Raw genomic sequence first — 17,425 nt, forward strand, 5'->3', positions numbered from 1 at the left:
TGGAGGATATTCTTTGCGAACATTTTCTGTTCTTAATGGTTTATCCGTCATTTCTTTAGCAAATGGTGAAGAAATTGGCAAAATTATTGATTTATTGTTCTTTGAAACAAACGTCAAAGGGGTAATGGTTGATAAAAAAGGGTGGTTAAATCGTCATTTATTTGTACCAATTGAAGAAATTCATGCAATAGGTAAAGATGCATTAACAATTAAAGATGTAGAAAGCCTACTCATTTATGATAAAAAGAAATATCCTTTCTATACACTTCATAATGGAGTAAATCATATAGGTGGTAAGCCACTAATGACAACTGAAGGGGAAACAGTAGGCTTGGTCGAAGATGTATATTTTAATGAAAAATTGGGAAACATCGTAGGGTATGAGGTGACGGACGGTTTAATCGCTGATATTAAAGAGGGAAAACAAGTATTAAAAACAAATTCTCCTTTAACAATTGGTGAAGAGGTTCTGATCATCGACTTAAATTGTTAAAAGGAGGCTCTTTCCTTGCGGTGTCCCAATTGTAAAGGTAAAGATATCGGTAAAATTGGTACAAATCAATATTATTGTTGGCATTGTTTCATTGAGTTATCGATCGTTAATGGCCGTTATTCACTCCACCAGGTTGAAGAGGACGGAAGTTTAAGTTCACTTGATGATCTATTTGAAGATGAAGATATGAGTGTAGAAAGTGGTTAAATGTCCTTCGATTATCATAGCTGATAAATAGCCATTATCTGTAAACTTGTATCTTCAAAAAAACGTTCATCTAGTGTTAGAGGTTAAAGAGTTTGACCAAAGTCAAAGAAATAACACTCTAAAATTGGTGGTGAATGAAGTGCGAAGAACTACATTATTGGCATTAGGTATAGGTGCTGCTGCGTTCTCTATGACAGACAGAAAACGCCGTAAAAGAATGGCACGTATTATTGAACCGATTAAAAACATGGAAATGGCACAAATGATGCCGTCAAAACGTACAGTGAAAAAACTTCAAAAGCGCATGATGCGTACATTTTCGTAAGCTAAAGGTCCTTTAGGCAAAAAACTAGACCGTTCAGTTTTGTGAGAGAAAAAGTGAATTCACAAGCTAAATAACGGAGAATTTCGCATTCAAATCCCATAATATCAACATTGTAATAAGCATAAAAACCGCACAGATATAACATCTGTGCGGTTTTATCCTGTTTTCTTTTCCTATTGTAACTCACTGCTAACGGACACAGTGGACCTTATTTTACCGATTTGATCAAATGAAAAGGTTCACTAGCTTCCCATCACATCTTGATCGAAATTTCTTTGCCTTATTACTAGATATTTTGCAAGCAAAAGTACTTGGTATTCCTATTATATTTTAACAGTTTTTGTTAAAGACTAGAGTAGTAAGTATAAATTTTGGGGTGTTTAAGATGGATCTACTACCAATGAAATGGCTATTACGTTCAGTTAGTCTTTTAGTTATTCTCTTATGTCTTTACGTATTTTTATTACTATCTCCGATTTGGGAGCCACTTGTAACCGTAATTATTCGAATTTTTATTCCCTTTATCATAGCTGGAGTAATTACATATTTATTGCATCCAATTGTAGAACAATTAAAAACTATAGGGATAGCCAGACCCATATCAATCTTACTCATTTACATTGTCATTATTGTAATTTTTTCTTATTTATTATTGAAAGGAACCCCATATATTATTGAGGAGATAAAAGACTTATTAGAAAATATTCCTCATTTTGCAAATATATATCGAGAGTTAGTTAGTGATTTTTATAGACAGACTTCAATGATGCCAGAAGGTTTTAGGGCTACTGCAGAAGGCTGGTTGACTAACATTGAAACAATAGCTGCTCAAGGTCTTGTAGGAACAGTGGCAAATTTACGTGGTATAGTAGATTACTTCTTTATGTTAATCATCATTCCATTTATTGTATTTTATTTACTAAAAGACTTTAATTTATTAGAAAAAACAACTTGGTATTTAACACCTAGAAAATGGAGAAATTCTGGGCGAGAGCTTCTAAGAAATATTAATATTTCATTAGGAAATTATATTAGAGGACAATTGTTAGTTTGTTTATCAGTAGGTTTTATCGCAACTATTGGTTTATGGTTAGTTGGAATGCCTTATGCAGTAATTTTAGGGATTTTTATAGGAATAACGAATATAATACCATATTTTGGTCCGATTATTGGTGCGTTACCAGTAGCTATCATTGCTTTTACAGAATCTTTTCAATTAGTTATGCTAGGGTTGTTAGTAAATTTCGGTATTCAACTAATTGAAGGTAATATTCTTTCCCCTTTGATTGTTGGTAAGAGTTTACACATGCATCCAGTATTAATTATCTTTGCCTTAGTAGTAGGTGCTGAAGTTGGTGGAGTAATTGGGTTAATTATAGCTGTGCCAATTTTAGCTATAATAAAAGTATTAATTATGCACATTCGTGAATCGTTGCAAAAAGTCAATGAAGAGTAATTGAAAAGATTTATCGTGTTAAAATTATCGATCTTATTTTGACTGCCAGTAAGTAAATATCATGAAAATTACCGTAGAAAAAATAAAGTGCTAAGGGTTTGTTGACAAAGGGATTTTCCGTATCTATAATGTCATTTATAAGTGTAAATATTGTTAACTTGATGAAGGAAAAAATTTTGTTAAAGACCATCTAACTAATGGAAACATTATGCAGAGAAGGATTTCCATGGCTGAGAGAAATTCTAGATGAAGATTAACAAATAGCTAGTCCTGAAAGCAGGCAAAACCTGCCGGTGTAAAAACCGTTATTATTGTAAGGTGATGAACGTTTTTAACGTTTATAACTAGGGTGGTACCGCGTGAGCTCAGCTCTCGTCCCTTTTAGGGATGGGGGCTTTTTTATATTTTTCTTATGCAAAATTAATATATAAGCTTAAGAAGTACATAATGCAATATGTATATATTTAATTAAGGAGGAAATATTGATGAAACGATTAACTTCTGCTGAAGTAAGACAAATGTTTTTAGATTTTTTCAAAGAAAAGGGACATGCAGTTGAGCCAAGTGCTTCTTTAGTACCTCATGATGATCCGTCTTTACTATGGATTAATAGTGGCGTTGCTACATTAAAAAAATACTTTGACGGTAGAGTAATACCTGAGAACCCACGAATAACAAATGCCCAAAAATCAATTCGTACAAATGATATCGAAAATGTAGGAAAAACGGCTCGTCATCATACGTTTTTTGAAATGTTAGGTAACTTCTCAATTGGTGATTATTTTAAAAGGGAAGCTATCGAGTGGGCTTGGGAATTTTTGACAAGCGAAAAGTGGATCGGTTTTGATCCAGAAAAACTCTCAGTTACAATTCATCCAGAAGATCATGAGGCTTTTGATATTTGGGTAAAGGAAATCGGCTTACCAGAGGAAAGAATTATTCGATTAGAAGGTAACTTTTGGGACATCGGTGAAGGACCTAGTGGGCCTAACACGGAGATTTTTTATGACCGTGGCGAAAAATATGGAGCTGATGAAAATGACCCAGAACTTTACCCGGGTGGAGAAAATGAACGCTATTTAGAGGTTTGGAACTTAGTTTTTTCACAATTTAACCATAATCCTGACGGTACTTATACTCCGCTTCCGAAAAAGAACATTGATACAGGAATGGGACTAGAAAGAATGGTATCAGTCATTCAAGATGTTCCAACAAACTTTGATACTGATTTATTTGTTCCAATTATAAAAGTAACAGAAGAAATTTCAGGAGTTTCTTACGGAGGGGATAAAGAAATTGATGTTTCATTTAAAGTAATTGCAGATCATGTACGTACAGTAAGTTTTGCAATTTCTGATGGAGCATTGCCTTCAAATGAAGGGCGAGGGTATGTACTACGTCGTCTAATTCGTAGAGCGGTTCGATATGCGAAATTAATTAACATTGATCGACCATTTATGTATGAACTTGTTCCAGTTGTTGGAGAAGTTATGGTAGATTTCTACCCAGAAGTAAAAGATAAAACTGAATTTGTACAAAAAGTAATTAAAAATGAAGAAGAACGTTTCCATGAAACATTAAACGAAGGTTTAACTATTTTATCGAAAATCATTGAACAAGCGAAATCATCAAAAGAAGAAACGATTTCAGGTGTCGACGTATTCCGTTTATATGATACGTATGGCTTCCCAGTAGACTTAACAGAGGAGTATGTAGTTGAAGCGGGACTTTCAATTGATCGTGATGGTTTTGAAGTAGAAATGGAAAAGCAAAGAGAAAGAGCTAGGTCAGCTCGTCAATCTGAATCATCAATGCAATCACAGGATCGTGTTTTAGGTGAACTTACAGTTACCAGTAAATTTGTAGGTTATGATAATCTCTCTTGTGATTCAACTATTAATGCAATAATCAAGGAAGCAGAACTTGTAGAAGAAGCTACAAATGGAGAGGTAGTAAAGGTAATCGTTGATCAAACTCCATTTTACGCCGAAAGTGGTGGGCAAGTTTCAGATAAAGGAACAATGAAAGCCGATGGTGTTCATATCGAGGTTGAAGATGTACAAAAAGCTCCTAACGGACAAAATATTCACACAGTTCGAATTGTTGAAGGGGTAATAAAAAGTGGTATGTCAGTAACGTCAACTGTTGAAGAGACAGAACGCAATGGAATTGTAAAAAACCATACTGCAACACATATTCTACATCGAGCACTTAAAGATACTCTCGGAGAGCATGTTAACCAAGCTGGTTCTTTAGTTTCTGAAAATCGATTGCGCTTTGATTTTTCACATTTTGGTCAAGTAACTACCGAAGAAGTAACAAAAATTGAAGCTATTGTTAATGAAAAAATTTGGGATGCAATTAGCGTGAATATTTCTAATAAGAAGATTGATGAAGCAAAGGCAATGGGGGCAATGGCACTTTTCGGCGAAAAGTATGGAGACGTTGTACGAGTTGTACAAGTTGGAGACTATAGTCTTGAGCTATGTGGTGGTTGTCACGTGAAAAATACAGCTGAAATTGGTCTTTTCAAAATTGTATCAGAATCTGGCATAGGTGCCGGAATCCGACGTATTGAAGCTGTAACTGGTAAAGGCGCATATGAACATATGAACAGCCAAGTAGATATAGTGAAAGATGCAGCAAATCTTCTTAAGTCGAATATGAAAGATGTGCCTGAGAAGGTGAAACAATTACAAACCCAAATACGAAAATTGCAGCGCGAAAATGAATCGTTGGCAGCGAAGTTAGGAAATATTGAAGCAGGCGGTTTAGTAGATGATGTACTGAAGGTAAATGAAATTTCCGTTATTGCTAAACAAGTAAATGTAGCAGATATGGATAGTATTCGTGGGTTAGTAGATAATTTGAAAAATAAATTAGGTTCAGGTATTGTTGTGTTAGGTGCTGTCAATAATGAAAAAGTAAACATTGTTGCGGGCGTAACCAACGACTTAGTTAAAAAGGGTTATCATGCTGGTAAAATTGTCAAAGAAGTAGCTACTCGTTGTGGTGGTGGCGGTGGTGGTCGTCCTGATATGGCCCAAGCTGGAGGGAAGAATCCAGCTGAATTACAGTCAGCATTGGAATTTGTTCCAGAATTTCTTAAAACAATTTCCTAAATAATTCATGTTAGTGTACAATACAGTTATATGAAAAAATTTGTCCAAATTTGTTGGAAGATAATGGACATGAATAATCAATGTGCATTGTAGGAAAAGAGGTGTTTGTGATGAGTTCAATGGATAATACGATGAAATTTAACTTCCAAGATGACTCAGTAGATACGAATGTTCAAGAAGTACTACTTACTGTCTATGAAGCGTTGGATGAGAAAGGATATAATCCGATTAATCAAATTGTTGGATATTTATTATCAGGTGATCCAGCATATATTCCAAGGCATAAAGATGCAAGATCACTAATTCGTAAGCTTGAAAGAGATGAATTAATAGAAGAATTAGTAAAATCGTATTTATCACAGCACCAAGAGGAGTAATATGAGAACATTAGGTCTAGATGTAGGAACAAAAACAATAGGAGTTGCAGCAAGTGATGAACTAGGTTGGACAGCCCAAGGGATTGAAACGATTAGAAGAGATCAGGATGATCCAGAAAAAGATTGGGAGAAGCTTAAAGGGTTAATCTCAGAACTGGATATAAACAAAATAGTCGTAGGCTTACCTAAAAATATGAATGGTACAATTGGTCCAAGTGGAGAAGCTTGCAAAGCTTTTTCAGAAGAAGCTAAATTCCGATTTAATTTACCTGTTATTTTATGGGATGAACGTTTAACAACAGTGGCAGCTGAAAGAATGCTTATTGCTGCTGACATGTCTCGTAAAAAAAGAAAAAAAGTTATAGATAAAATGGCAGCAGTCATGATTTTACAAGGGTATTTAGATTCGGTATTAAAATAAGTGTATGTTAGCAATAGTATTGCAGATATTATATCTATGTCATTACACTGATTAGATAAAAAATTAATGAGGTGTTATTTGTGGAAAAAGCAGAAAGAGAAAGAATTATTATTCCTGATGAAAATGGAGACGAGCATTTATTTGAAGTGTTATTCACATTCGACGTGGAAGAAACCGGCAAATCTTATATGGTATTAATTGCAGCCGGAGACGAAGAAAACGATGAAGAAGAGGTTGAGGTTCATGCTTTCCGTTACGAAGAAAAAGGTGACGGAGACGATGATCTATCACTTCATCCAATCGAAACTGATGAAGAATGGGATATGGTTGAGGAGATGCTTAACACATTCTCTGAAGGAGAAGAAGAGTAATAACTAACTTAAAGGACGGAACTCTCTTTACTGAGTCCTGTCCTTTTTTTGTATAATCAGAATTTATAAATTTCTAACTTGGAAACTGTCTAGCGGAAGCAGCCTACGAGCGGTTACTTCATTCAAGTTTCTGAGTTCAATGCCTTCCTGGATTACTTCTTGAAGATGCTCCATGCTACTTTGCTCCTGCGGTTACTCGTCGCACAAAACACTGCTTCGAGGAAGCCTACTTCAAAGCTATGCTAGAAGACGCAGAAGCACGCGGAAGCCAAAGAGCGGCTTCTGTCAAAGGCCGCCCCAGTGAAGCTACTACTTAGATTACTACGAAGTGGTTTTGCAACGAGCATACGGAGTGGCACAGGAGCAGCTGCTCGTGACCAAGGCGCTTGCGCTTTTCTTGTTCAAAGAAAGTGAAAGTATAAAATTTTGAAGCTAGAAAGCTTCCCTCGCCTCGTCGATAAGTCGAGAGCGAAGGTATATCGTCTGTTCGTCGCATAAACATTGCTTTAAGGAGTGTTGTAGGAGAAGTTGCTTATGAGACTAAGCGTTTGGATTTTTCTTAATATGATAGGCTAGTCGAATTTTACATATAGGTTTGAGTGGATTGAATTCCCACAACAATATTCTACATTTTTAATGATATTTTGTAGAAATATAGTATAATAGGGGTATTGTTTGTATGAATATGTAATGAAAAAATAAAAGAAATACCCTCTATTAGTGGGTTTTGAGGGGGAAAAATGGATGGAGAAAGAAGAAAAAAAGAAACAAAAGCTCGAGATAAAAAGAAAAAAATTACAAGAACGTCAAGAAGAAGCGAGCATTGTTCGTAAAATTGTTTTAGCGTGTTTATTATTCATTATAATTGCTTTGGGTATTGCAGGGACATCGGCATATTATTATGTGAAATCAAGTTTAGGACCAATGGATGAAACTGATGAGGAAATGATTGATATTCATATTCCTATTGGCTCCACTAGTACTCGAATTGGAAATATTCTAGAAGAAAATGGACTTATCAATAATTCTAGCTTTTTCCGGTACTATATTCGTTATAGAAATGAAAGTGGATTTCAAGCTGGAGATTACCAATTATCTAAATCTATGACTATGGATGAAATTATCGTTGCTTTAAAAGAAGGAACATTACTTCAAGACTACGCTGTGAGTTTTACTATTCCTGAAGGAAGATGGTTGGAGAATATCTTAAAAACCATCTCTGAAAATACGAATCATGAATTGAAGGATTTAGAGGAAAAAGTAAAAGATGAACAATATCTTAAAGAGTTAATTAATCGCTATACAGTTTTAACTGAAGATATTATAAACGAAGAGATACGTTGGCCACTAGAAGGTTATTTATTTCCAGCAAGGTATGACTTTGTTGAAGAAAATCCTTCGATAGAAACTATAATTGAATCGATGTTAACAAGGACAGAGCAAGTAGTAGGTCGCTATTTTGACGATTTAGAGGATAGTGAATATACAACACACGAAATATTGACTCTGGCTTCAATTATAGAAGGTGAAGCTCAAAAGAGTGAGGACCGTTATAAAATTTCAGGTGTATTATATAATCGACTGAATCAGAATATGCGTTTAGAGGTTGACCCAACTGTTGCATATGCTCATGGTGAGCATTTATCAAGAACGTTATATGCTCATTTGGAAATTAACTCACCGTATAATACGTATCGTATCACAGGAATTCCAGTAGGACCTATTAATAATCCTGGTGAAGCTTCAATTAAAGCTGCTCTACAACCAGCAGAGCACAATGACCTTTTCTTTTATGCGACAAACGAAGGTAATGTGATTTACTCTGAAACATTCCAGCAACATCAAGAAGTACTAAGAGAGTATCGTGACTAGTGTTTGATAGAAAACTTTATAATACAACATGCATTATACGTAGATATTTTGGCTAAGCTTTAATAAAGATATTTGTAATCATTACCTGGAGGGATATCTACTCCGTTTTCTCTTTTTTACAATGTAAGAAAGGCTAATATTTTGAAGCTAGAAAGCTGTCTAGCGCAAGCAGCCTACGAGTTCGGGCACTTCAGTCAAGTTTCGAACTTCAATTACTGCTTGAGATCCTTCGTCGATTAACTTCATGCAGCTTGGCTTCGAGGAAGCTTGCTACGAAGCTATGCTAGAAGACGCTAAAAGCACGTAAACGTAAGAAGCCAAAGAGCGGCTTAAAGGCCTTCCAGTGCCTTTCGCTCGTGACCAAGGCGCTTGCGCTTTTCTTGAGAGAGTGTGATATATTCGCATTCTCTTTCTCTTTATGCTAAAATAAATCGTTCTTTTTAATACCTACCTTTTACTATCATTAATCTATCTACTAGAAGATTTTTATTTTATTGAAACATTTTTTAGTTTATAGCACTATTTCAATAGTATAACTTTTTAATAAAGGAGGCTTTATTATGGTCTCAGATCAAATAAATCATTATATCAGTTCATTAATTAAATCTAGAAACCCGCTATTAGCAGAAATGGAAGAATACGCACGTATCCATGATGTACCGATTATGGATATTATTAGTATGGAAGCAATGTTACAAATACTTTCTTTGGCTGGTACAACAAAAGTTCTTGAAATTGGAACGGCTATTGGATATTCAGCCATGAGAATGGCTGAAAGACTCCCAGATTGTGAAATAGTTTCGGTTGAAAGAGACAAAACTAGATATGAGATAGCCAAGGAATATGTTAGTATGTCGGACTTAGAAAATCGCATAACTCTAATTCATGGAGACGCATTAGAAACGGTTGATCAAATTAGAGCATTACATTCATTTGATTGTTTGTTTATTGATGCTGCTAAAGGACAATATAAACGCTTTTTTGAATTGTATAGTCCCCTTGTTGAAAAAGGTGGACTAATTATTAGTGATAATGTTCTATTTAAAGGGATTGTTGCAAGTGAAGGTAAGGTAGCCAAAGGCCTAAGAACGATGGTAGTCAATTTACGTTCATACAATGAAATGTTAATGTCAAATGAGCAATATGATACAACAATCTATCCAATTGGGGATGGAATTGCCATTAGCAAGAAAAAATAGGTGGTGACTAATAATGAAAAAACCTGAAATACTCGTTACACCAACCAAAACTGATGATATAAACCGGTTACTAAAGGTTGGAGCAACTGCTTTTTTAATTGGTGAGGAAGAATTTGGCTTACGTCTTGCTGGGGACTTTAAACGTGATGATATAAAAAATGCTGTAGAAATAGCGCATAAACATGGAGCAAAGGTGTATGTGGCCATGAATGCTCTTTTTCATAATGATAAATTACCTCTGCTACCTGATTATATTTCTTTTTTAGCAGAAGCAAAAGTTGATGCAATTGTATTTGGAGATCCAGCAGTTTTAATGGCGGCACGTGAAGTAGCGCCTACCATGAAGCTTCACTGGAATACAGAAACAACAGCAACAAATTATTTCTCAGCAAATTATTGGAACCGAAAAGGGGCAAAAAGAGCTGTTATGGCTCGCGAAATAAATATGGACTCAATCGTTGAAACAAAAGATCATGCTGAGGGTGAAATTGAAGTTCAAATTCACGGAATGACATGTATGTTTCAATCGAAACGTACGTTAATTGGGAACTATATGGAGTTCCAAGGTAAAGACTTGAAAGTTGAAGGGCGAAGTAAGGATCGATCATTGTTTTTACATGATCCGGAAAGAGATGCAAAATATCCAATTTTTGAAGACAAAAATGGAACACATATAATGAGTCCTAAAGATATTTGTATAATAGATGAATTAGAAGATATGCTTGATGCTGGTATTGATAGCTTTAAAATTGATGGGATATTAAAGAGCATAGATTACATTGAAAAGGTAACTGAATTATATAGTAAAGCTATTGATCTATATCTTGAAGATCCTGATGCTTATCAAGATCAAAAATTTCATTTTTATCAAGAAATTGAGAAAATCCAACCGGCTAATCGAAGGTTAGACACAGGATTTTTCTTTAAAGAGACTGTTTATTAAAAGGAGGGGTGTAAGATGGAACAAATATCAACAATAACTTCAGAAGGAAAACGTGTTATCGTTAAAAAGCCTGAGTTACTTATTCCAGCCGGAAGCTTAGAAAAGTTAAAAGTAGCTGTTCATTACGGTGCAGACGCAGTTTTTATAGGTGGTCAAGAATTTGGTTTGCGTTCAAATGCGGATAACTTTACGATTGAAGAGATGCAAGAAGGGGTAGAATTCGCTAATAAGTATGGAGCAAAAATTTACGTTACAACAAACATCTTCGCCCATAATGAAAATATGGATGGGTTAGAAGAATATTTACAAGATCTTCAAAAAGTAGGCGTTGCTGGTATAATTGTAGCTGACCCGTTAATTATAGAAACATGTAAAAAGGTAGCTCCTAAAGTAGAGGTCCATTTAAGTACACAACAGTCATTAACAAATTGGCAAGCGATAAAGTTTTGGAAGGAAGAAGGTCTTCATCGTGTTGTACTAGCAAGAGAAGTTGGACTTGAAGAAATGCTAGAAATGAAAAAGCAAGTAGATATTGAAATCGAAGCATTTATCCATGGGGCTATGTGTATTTCTTATTCTGGTAGATGTGTCCTAAGTAATCATATGACAGCACGTGACTCTAATAGAGGAGGATGTTGCCAATCGTGTCGTTGGGATTATCACTTGTATGAACATGCGGATCAAGAGAGTTTCAATGAAAATCCATTGTATACCGAAGAACATTTACCTTTTTCAATGAGTCCGAAAGACTTAAATTTACTTGAAGGAATTCCGAAACTAATAGAAGCAGGAATAGACAGTTTGAAGGTTGAAGGTCGAATGAAATCTATTCATTACGTAGCAACGGTAACATCTGTTTATCGAAAAGTTATTGATGCTTATTGTGCTGATCCTGATAATTTTAAACTAGACCCAAAATGGATAGCAGAATTAGATAAATGTGCAAATCGTGATACAGCCCAATCGTTCTTTGAGAATGACACACCTACGTATAAAGAGCAATTGTTCGGAAGAATTGATGGAAAGAAAACGACATATGATTTTGCTGGGTTGGTTTTAAATTATGACGCAGAAACAAAAATCGTTACATTACAACAGAGGAACTATTTTAAACCTGGTGATAAAGTAGAGTTTTTTGGACCTGAAATTGAAAACTTTGAAATTGAAGTTGGCGAAGTGTGGGATGCTGAAACTAATGAAGATTTAGATGCAGCTAGACATCCACTACAAATTGTTAAATTTAAAGTAGACAAGCCTTTATTTCCGAATAATATGATGCGAAAAGGAGTGCAATAATGACAAAGAAGCCCGTTGTCATTGGTGTAGCAGGTGGAACAGGTTCAGGGAAAACAACGGTAGCTAGAGAGCTATATCAGCGATTTATTGAAAAATCTATATTAATGATTGAACAAGATGCATATTATAAGGACCAAAGTCATAAAACAATGGATGAGAGGATAAAGACAAACTATGACCATCCACTTGCCTTTGATAATGACTTATTAATAGAACATTTAGAGCAATTATTATCTTATCAAACCATTGAAAAACCTATCTATGACTATTCAAACCACACTAGAGATAAAGAAAGTGTTTACGTAAAGCCAAAAGATGTTATTATTTTAGAAGGAATATTAATTTTAGAAGATAAAAGGCTTCGTGATTTGATGGATATTAAGCTTTTTGTAGATACTGATGCAGATATTCGGATCATTCGTAGGCTTGTACGTGACATTGAAGAACGAGGTAGAACAATGGAGGCAGTTATACAGCAATACACTTCTATTGTTCGTCCAATGCATCTACAATTTATTGAGCCTACCAAAAGGTATGCGGATATCATTATTCCAGAAGGTGGCCAAAATCGTGTCGCAATTGATCTAATGGTGACGAAAATCAGAACAATCCTTGAAGAAAAAGAAATTTTGTAATAGCATAGGATAGTGAGGTTTTTATACTTGATTAAATTGCTAATCAATAACATATGGTGGTAATGAAAAGCTTGTGTATTAACCAATATATGGTTAATACTGAGCTTTTCTGTATACATATTAATTGAAGTTTATTATTAAAAATCATTTCTTACAATGGAACATATTTTTATTGATGCTGTATAGCGAAATACTATTGAAAACCTTACCAACAAATAATATCTTAACAAAAGACAAAAAGTAATTGAAAATGTAGACATTTAACTAAGGAGTGACGATCAAGATGAGTGAAGACAAAAAGTTTTATATGACGTTGGATGGAAAGGCAAAATTAGAACAGGAGTTAGAGTATCTAAAAACTGAAAAAAGAAAAGAAGTTGTTGAGCGTATAAAAATCGCCCGTAGTTTTGGGGATTTATCGGAAAATTCCGAGTACGATTCAGCAAAAGAAGAGCAGGCCTTCGTTGAAGGAAGAATCGGAACTTTAGAAAAGATGATTCGTAATGCAGTCATCATTAAAGAGGACGAGACAAACTCGTCTGTTGTTTCATTAGGTAAATCCGTTAAATTTAAGGAGTTACCAGATGGTGATGAAGAAATTTATACGATCGTTGGAAGTGCAGAAAGTGATCCATTTGAGGGCAAAATTTCAAATGACTCACCAATGGCCCAAAGTTTATTGGGCAGAACTGTAGGAGATAAAGTAACTGTACAAACACCTGGTGGAGAAATGAAAGTAGAAATTTTAGAAATTAAATAAAGTAAATCCTTGATGCCGGACTCCTTCTTTTTTTGGGGGGTTAGGCATCTTCTTTTGTATGTAATGATTTAACAATTGATTTCTTCCGCCGCTAAGATACTATATCTAGTTGATCAAACTGATTTGTACTTAAGGGTCATAGACTCTCACTTCTAAGCGTAGCGTAGGTGGGAACGTCCATTCAGGTGGAGTTGAGACTCCATCTGAATTTCCGATGTTCTAGCGAAGCTAGAACGAGTTCTCTTTAACACTGTTCGTACATTAATTTAGATTTATGTTGTTTATTTTTGATATTACGAAATACACTCAGATAAAAGATTGTAGATATAAAGAAACGAATTTCTCGCTTTGAATAAATATATCTGTAGAAGGTTAACAATGAATGTATAGAGGTGTTTATATGACTATACATAAACGGATAATTCAAATACTAGTGATATCAGCGGTTATAATGTTTATTATTATTTTAAGACTTGCATATGTTCAACTCTATGCAACGAATCACTTTTCAAAAAATAATATTGATTTAGTGGAAGAAAGTATTAAACAAAGGACACAAACATTTGTCTTACATTCAGGAAGAGGATACTTTACAGATCGAAATGGCAAGGCACTAAATTCAGATTATTATCCTTGTTTAATTTTATTTCCATTTTTACAAACAAGAGATTGGCCAGTAGAGAAAATTTCGAACATCCTACAAATTGAAAAAGAACAGATCTTGGAAGCATTAAATGCCTCCAAAGAACCGTTTATACTAAAAGTTGATGGAAACCCATTAAAACTGTCAGGAAATGATATGGAAAAAATTAATCAGCTTAGAATTCCAGGAGTATTTGTACACAATGTTCAACAACGTACAGAAAATATTGCTCCACACTTACTTGGTGTACTTGGTGAGAATGTTGAAGAAGTAAAAAGAAGATATGAAACTCAAGTTGCAAATGGAAGTATTTCTGTTCATTCAGAAATCGGTGTTTCAGGAATGCAAAGAGCTTTTGACCCGTTTCTTATTTCTCAAGGAAATAGTAGTTTAGCTTATTTTGTTGATAATTTAAACCAACCATTATTTGGTTTTGATGTAAAATATAACGCGCCTGCTAATCCCTATCATCCTACGGAAGTAATTACAACAATAGATAAAGACATACAAAAATATGTTATAAACGTATTACGAGAAGTTGGTTTGACGAAGGGAGGAGCAGTAATTTTAGATGTAGAATCGAATGATCTACTTTCTCTTGTTAGTTTACCTACTTATAATGTGAATTTTCCTTTTGATGAAGGGGCAGTAAATCATATTGTTACATCCTATACACCAGGTTCAATATTTAAAATTGTCGTAGCTGCAGCAGCTATTGACTTAAATCTAATTAATAAAAATGACTTATTTGACTGTAATAAGGATTTATATGGAGATGGAGATGAACCTCGTCAATTAGGAAAGTTAACCTTTCATGAGAGTTTTGCTCAGAGTTGCAATTTTACCTTTGCCTATCTTGCATATGAGTTATTGAAGAAAGATGATAAAGTATTACAAAAGTATGCTAAGAAGTTAGGATTGTTGGATAAAGTGGGGTGGAATGGCGATATTTTTCGTTTAGAAAGTATAGCTCATTTTCCTGAAGAAGAAAAGGGAATAATTTCAGAGGGTGAGATTGACCTCAAAGATAAGTATGCTATTGCACAAACAGCAATTGGTCAAAAAAATGTACGTATCACTCCTTTAGCAGTTGCCAATATGCTAGCAACTATAGCGAGAGGTGGGGAAAAAAAGCAAGTTCGAGGAGCTTCTAAAATAAAGTACGAAAACGGTACTACGTTTGTAGATTTTCCAATCCATACTATTAATGATCATGAGAATATATCGAGATATACCGCAATGAGACTACAAGAGTTGTTAAGATCAGTAGTAAAAATGGAATTAGGTACAGCTCATCATGTATTACAAAAGAATCCTTATCCTATAGCAGGAAAGACTGGAACAGCACAAAAAGGTATTGAGAAAAAGGATTTAACTCATTGGTTTGCAGGCTATTTTCCCACAGATAATCCTAAATATGTAATGGTAATTATTGATCTGGATCATCGGAACGGGGATATGAAAACTTTAAAGGCTTTTAATAAAATAGTTGAGTATCTACATAAAGTAGATAGTTTATAAATAAGATTGGATAAATTTTAATGAATAAAACTTCATTCTATCTATCGAAAAAGTTTTTCTCTTTGATTATAATGGTAACTAAGTATTTCATAATGCTATATAAAATAGCTTTATTAAAGGTAGTTCGTGATACTTATCTATATGATGAAATCATTAACCATTGAAGAACAAAGATGGAATCGAGAAGGGCTTGGTTTTACACATCCATTTCATCAAAGAGGAGAGGGAACATATATGAGTGATGAAGAAAGCTATAACAGTAGGAGTTATAAGAGGAAACGTAAAAAGGTACAAAAAATATTTAATTTAGCGATCATCGTTGTAGTTTTTATGGTTTTACTAGTAGGTGGACAGGTATTATTTAGTGATAAGTCTTCTGAAACAGTCGTTGAGAATAATAATGAAAGAAGCGAAGTAATAGAAGGTGAAGATAAAGAGGTGATTTCAGAAGAAAATAATATAAAGGAAACGGATGGAGTATTGCCATCTAGTGATGATCGTAATGATGAGGAAATAGATGCTTCAAATATAGTCACATCAGAAATGACACCTTCCCAATCTGGAGAATGGAAGCCTATCGGTACTGTGCAAGAAGAACCATTTAGTGCTGTATACAGTAAAGAACACATTAATTGGAAAGAAATGACGCAGGCTTTCCAATATGCAACTGGTCTTGGTGAAGATATGACAATTTGGCATGTTGGTAACGGCGGTGACCATCAAAGTGCTGTAGGTATTGTTGCAGATGCAACCACTCGAGCAACACCGTATCAAGTACGAATAGAATGGGTAACAAATGGAGGTTGGATGCCAGTAAGTGTACAACAACTAGATGAAAACCCCTATATGTCAAGGTAATCCACCAACAATGCAAGTAGTGATTAATAGCAGCCTTGAAATTTTGTAGCTACTTGCTTTTTACCGAGGTTTTACTATCATTAAAATGATTAACATTTATTTCATGTATGTATTAGAAAGGAAAATTTGATATGAGAATTGGGATTATAGGAGCAATGGATGAAGAAGTTGATCTTCTGAAAGAAAAGCTTGAAAATAAGAAAGAGGAAACAATTGCTGGATGTGTATATTTTACAGGGATGTTAAATGGAGTAGATGTTGTCCTTTTAAAATCAGGAATAGGAAAAGTAAATGCAGCAATAGGAACTACGCTCTTAATAGAGAAATTTTCTCCTAATTATGTAATAAATACAGGGTCAGCTGGTGGTTTTGAAGAAAGCTTAAAGGTTGGTGACATTGTCATTTCAACAGAGGTTCGCTACAATGATGTTGACGCAACTGTTTTTGGATATGAGTTTGGGCAAGTACCAAGAATGCCAGCATATTATGAACCTAATGAGATGTTAATTTCTCTCGCTGAAAAGAGCGCTACAGAAGTCGGGGTTCATTCAGTTAAAGGCTTGATTTTGTCAGGAGATTCATTCATGAGTGATGAAAAACGAGTGATTGAGTTGAAAGAACTCTTTAAAAATTCTTATTGTTCAGAGATGGAAGCAGGTGCTATTGCGCAGGTATGTTACCAATTTGGTTGTCCATTTGTTATTATTCGATCATTAAGTGATATAGCTGGAAGTAATGCGAAAATTTCTTATGATCAATTTTTAGAAACGGCAGCTGTTAATTCAGCTAAGCTTGTTTTATTAATGCTTGAACATATAAAAAATTAATTTTGCTAATAGTCGACGTCCCTGTACGTCGACTAGACTATCTACGTTTATCCATCTCCTTAGTATACAATTTATCATGGGATGAAGTTAACTTCTTTC

17 protein-coding genes are annotated in these 17,425 nt (G+C 34.6%); all 17 read left to right on the plus strand.

Annotated elements, in window-relative coordinates:
* Positions 1-13: 13 nt before the first annotated feature.
* Positions 14-493 (plus strand): PRC-barrel domain-containing protein, encoded by a 480-nt coding sequence (locus BKP37_RS05065; protein WP_071308597.1) that lies wholly within the window; start codon positions 14-16, stop codon positions 491-493.
* A gap of 15 nt (positions 494-508) precedes the next feature.
* Positions 509-700: a hypothetical protein gene (locus tag BKP37_RS05070; protein WP_071308598.1), complete on the plus strand. Its 192-nt coding sequence runs from the start codon at positions 509-511 to the stop codon at positions 698-700.
* 139 nt (positions 701-839) lie between these two features.
* Complete coding sequence (locus tag BKP37_RS05075) at positions 840-1,025, plus strand: hypothetical protein (RefSeq protein WP_071308599.1); 186 nt, start codon at positions 840-842, stop codon at positions 1,023-1,025.
* Between the two features lie 385 nt (positions 1,026-1,410).
* Positions 1,411-2,481 (plus strand): AI-2E family transporter, encoded by a 1,071-nt coding sequence (locus BKP37_RS05080; RefSeq protein ID WP_071308600.1) that lies wholly within the window; start codon positions 1,411-1,413, stop codon positions 2,479-2,481.
* A 485-nt stretch (positions 2,482-2,966) separates the two neighbouring features.
* Positions 2,967-5,603 (plus strand): alanine--tRNA ligase, encoded by a 2,637-nt coding sequence (gene alaS, locus BKP37_RS05085; protein WP_071308601.1) that lies wholly within the window; start codon positions 2,967-2,969, stop codon positions 5,601-5,603.
* 110 nt (positions 5,604-5,713) lie between these two features.
* Complete coding sequence (locus tag BKP37_RS05090; RefSeq protein WP_071308602.1) at positions 5,714-5,980, plus strand: IreB family regulatory phosphoprotein; 267 nt, start codon at positions 5,714-5,716, stop codon at positions 5,978-5,980.
* A gap of 1 nt (position 5,981) precedes the next feature.
* Complete coding sequence (gene ruvX, locus BKP37_RS05095; RefSeq protein WP_071308603.1) at positions 5,982-6,401, plus strand: Holliday junction resolvase RuvX; 420 nt, start codon at positions 5,982-5,984, stop codon at positions 6,399-6,401.
* An 80-nt stretch (positions 6,402-6,481) separates the two neighbouring features.
* A complete protein-coding gene (locus BKP37_RS05100; RefSeq protein ID WP_071308604.1) occupies positions 6,482-6,772 on the plus strand; it encodes a DUF1292 domain-containing protein in 291 nt (96 codons plus the stop codon).
* Between the two features lie 744 nt (positions 6,773-7,516).
* Positions 7,517-8,644 (plus strand): endolytic transglycosylase MltG, encoded by a 1,128-nt coding sequence (gene mltG, locus BKP37_RS05105; RefSeq protein ID WP_071308605.1) that lies wholly within the window; start codon positions 7,517-7,519, stop codon positions 8,642-8,644.
* A gap of 560 nt (positions 8,645-9,204) precedes the next feature.
* Positions 9,205-9,843: an O-methyltransferase gene (locus BKP37_RS05110; protein WP_071308606.1), complete on the plus strand. Its 639-nt coding sequence runs from the start codon at positions 9,205-9,207 to the stop codon at positions 9,841-9,843.
* Between the two features lie 13 nt (positions 9,844-9,856).
* Positions 9,857-10,786 (plus strand): peptidase U32 family protein, encoded by a 930-nt coding sequence (locus tag BKP37_RS05115; protein ID WP_071308607.1) that lies wholly within the window; start codon positions 9,857-9,859, stop codon positions 10,784-10,786.
* A gap of 15 nt (positions 10,787-10,801) precedes the next feature.
* Entirely contained in the window at positions 10,802-12,082 is a 1,281-nt protein-coding gene (locus tag BKP37_RS05120) for a peptidase U32 family protein (RefSeq protein ID WP_071308608.1), read from the plus strand.
* A complete protein-coding gene (udk, locus tag BKP37_RS05125; protein WP_071308609.1) occupies positions 12,082-12,717 on the plus strand; it encodes a uridine kinase in 636 nt (211 codons plus the stop codon). Before BKP37_RS05120 ends, udk begins: the two co-directional genes overlap by 1 nt.
* 283 nt (positions 12,718-13,000) lie before the next feature.
* Positions 13,001-13,477, plus strand: coding sequence for a transcription elongation factor GreA (gene greA, locus BKP37_RS05130; RefSeq protein ID WP_071308610.1), 477 nt, complete (start codon positions 13,001-13,003; stop codon positions 13,475-13,477).
* A gap of 400 nt (positions 13,478-13,877) precedes the next feature.
* The gene (locus tag BKP37_RS05135) at positions 13,878-15,641 is read left to right on the plus strand and encodes a peptidoglycan D,D-transpeptidase FtsI family protein (protein WP_071308611.1); all 1,764 of its coding nucleotides are present in this window, start codon (positions 13,878-13,880) and stop codon (positions 15,639-15,641) included.
* A gap of 126 nt (positions 15,642-15,767) precedes the next feature.
* Positions 15,768-16,499, plus strand: coding sequence for a YrrS family protein (locus BKP37_RS05140; RefSeq protein ID WP_139193066.1), 732 nt, complete (start codon positions 15,768-15,770; stop codon positions 16,497-16,499).
* Between the two features lie 131 nt (positions 16,500-16,630).
* Positions 16,631-17,326, plus strand: coding sequence for a 5'-methylthioadenosine/S-adenosylhomocysteine nucleosidase (mtnN, locus tag BKP37_RS05145; protein ID WP_071308613.1), 696 nt, complete (start codon positions 16,631-16,633; stop codon positions 17,324-17,326).
* Positions 17,327-17,425 lie beyond the last annotated feature (99 nt).

Source organism: Anaerobacillus alkalilacustris, assembly GCF_001866005.1.
Classification (GTDB): domain Bacteria; phylum Bacillota; class Bacilli; order Bacillales; family Anaerobacillaceae; genus Anaerobacillus; species Anaerobacillus alkalilacustris.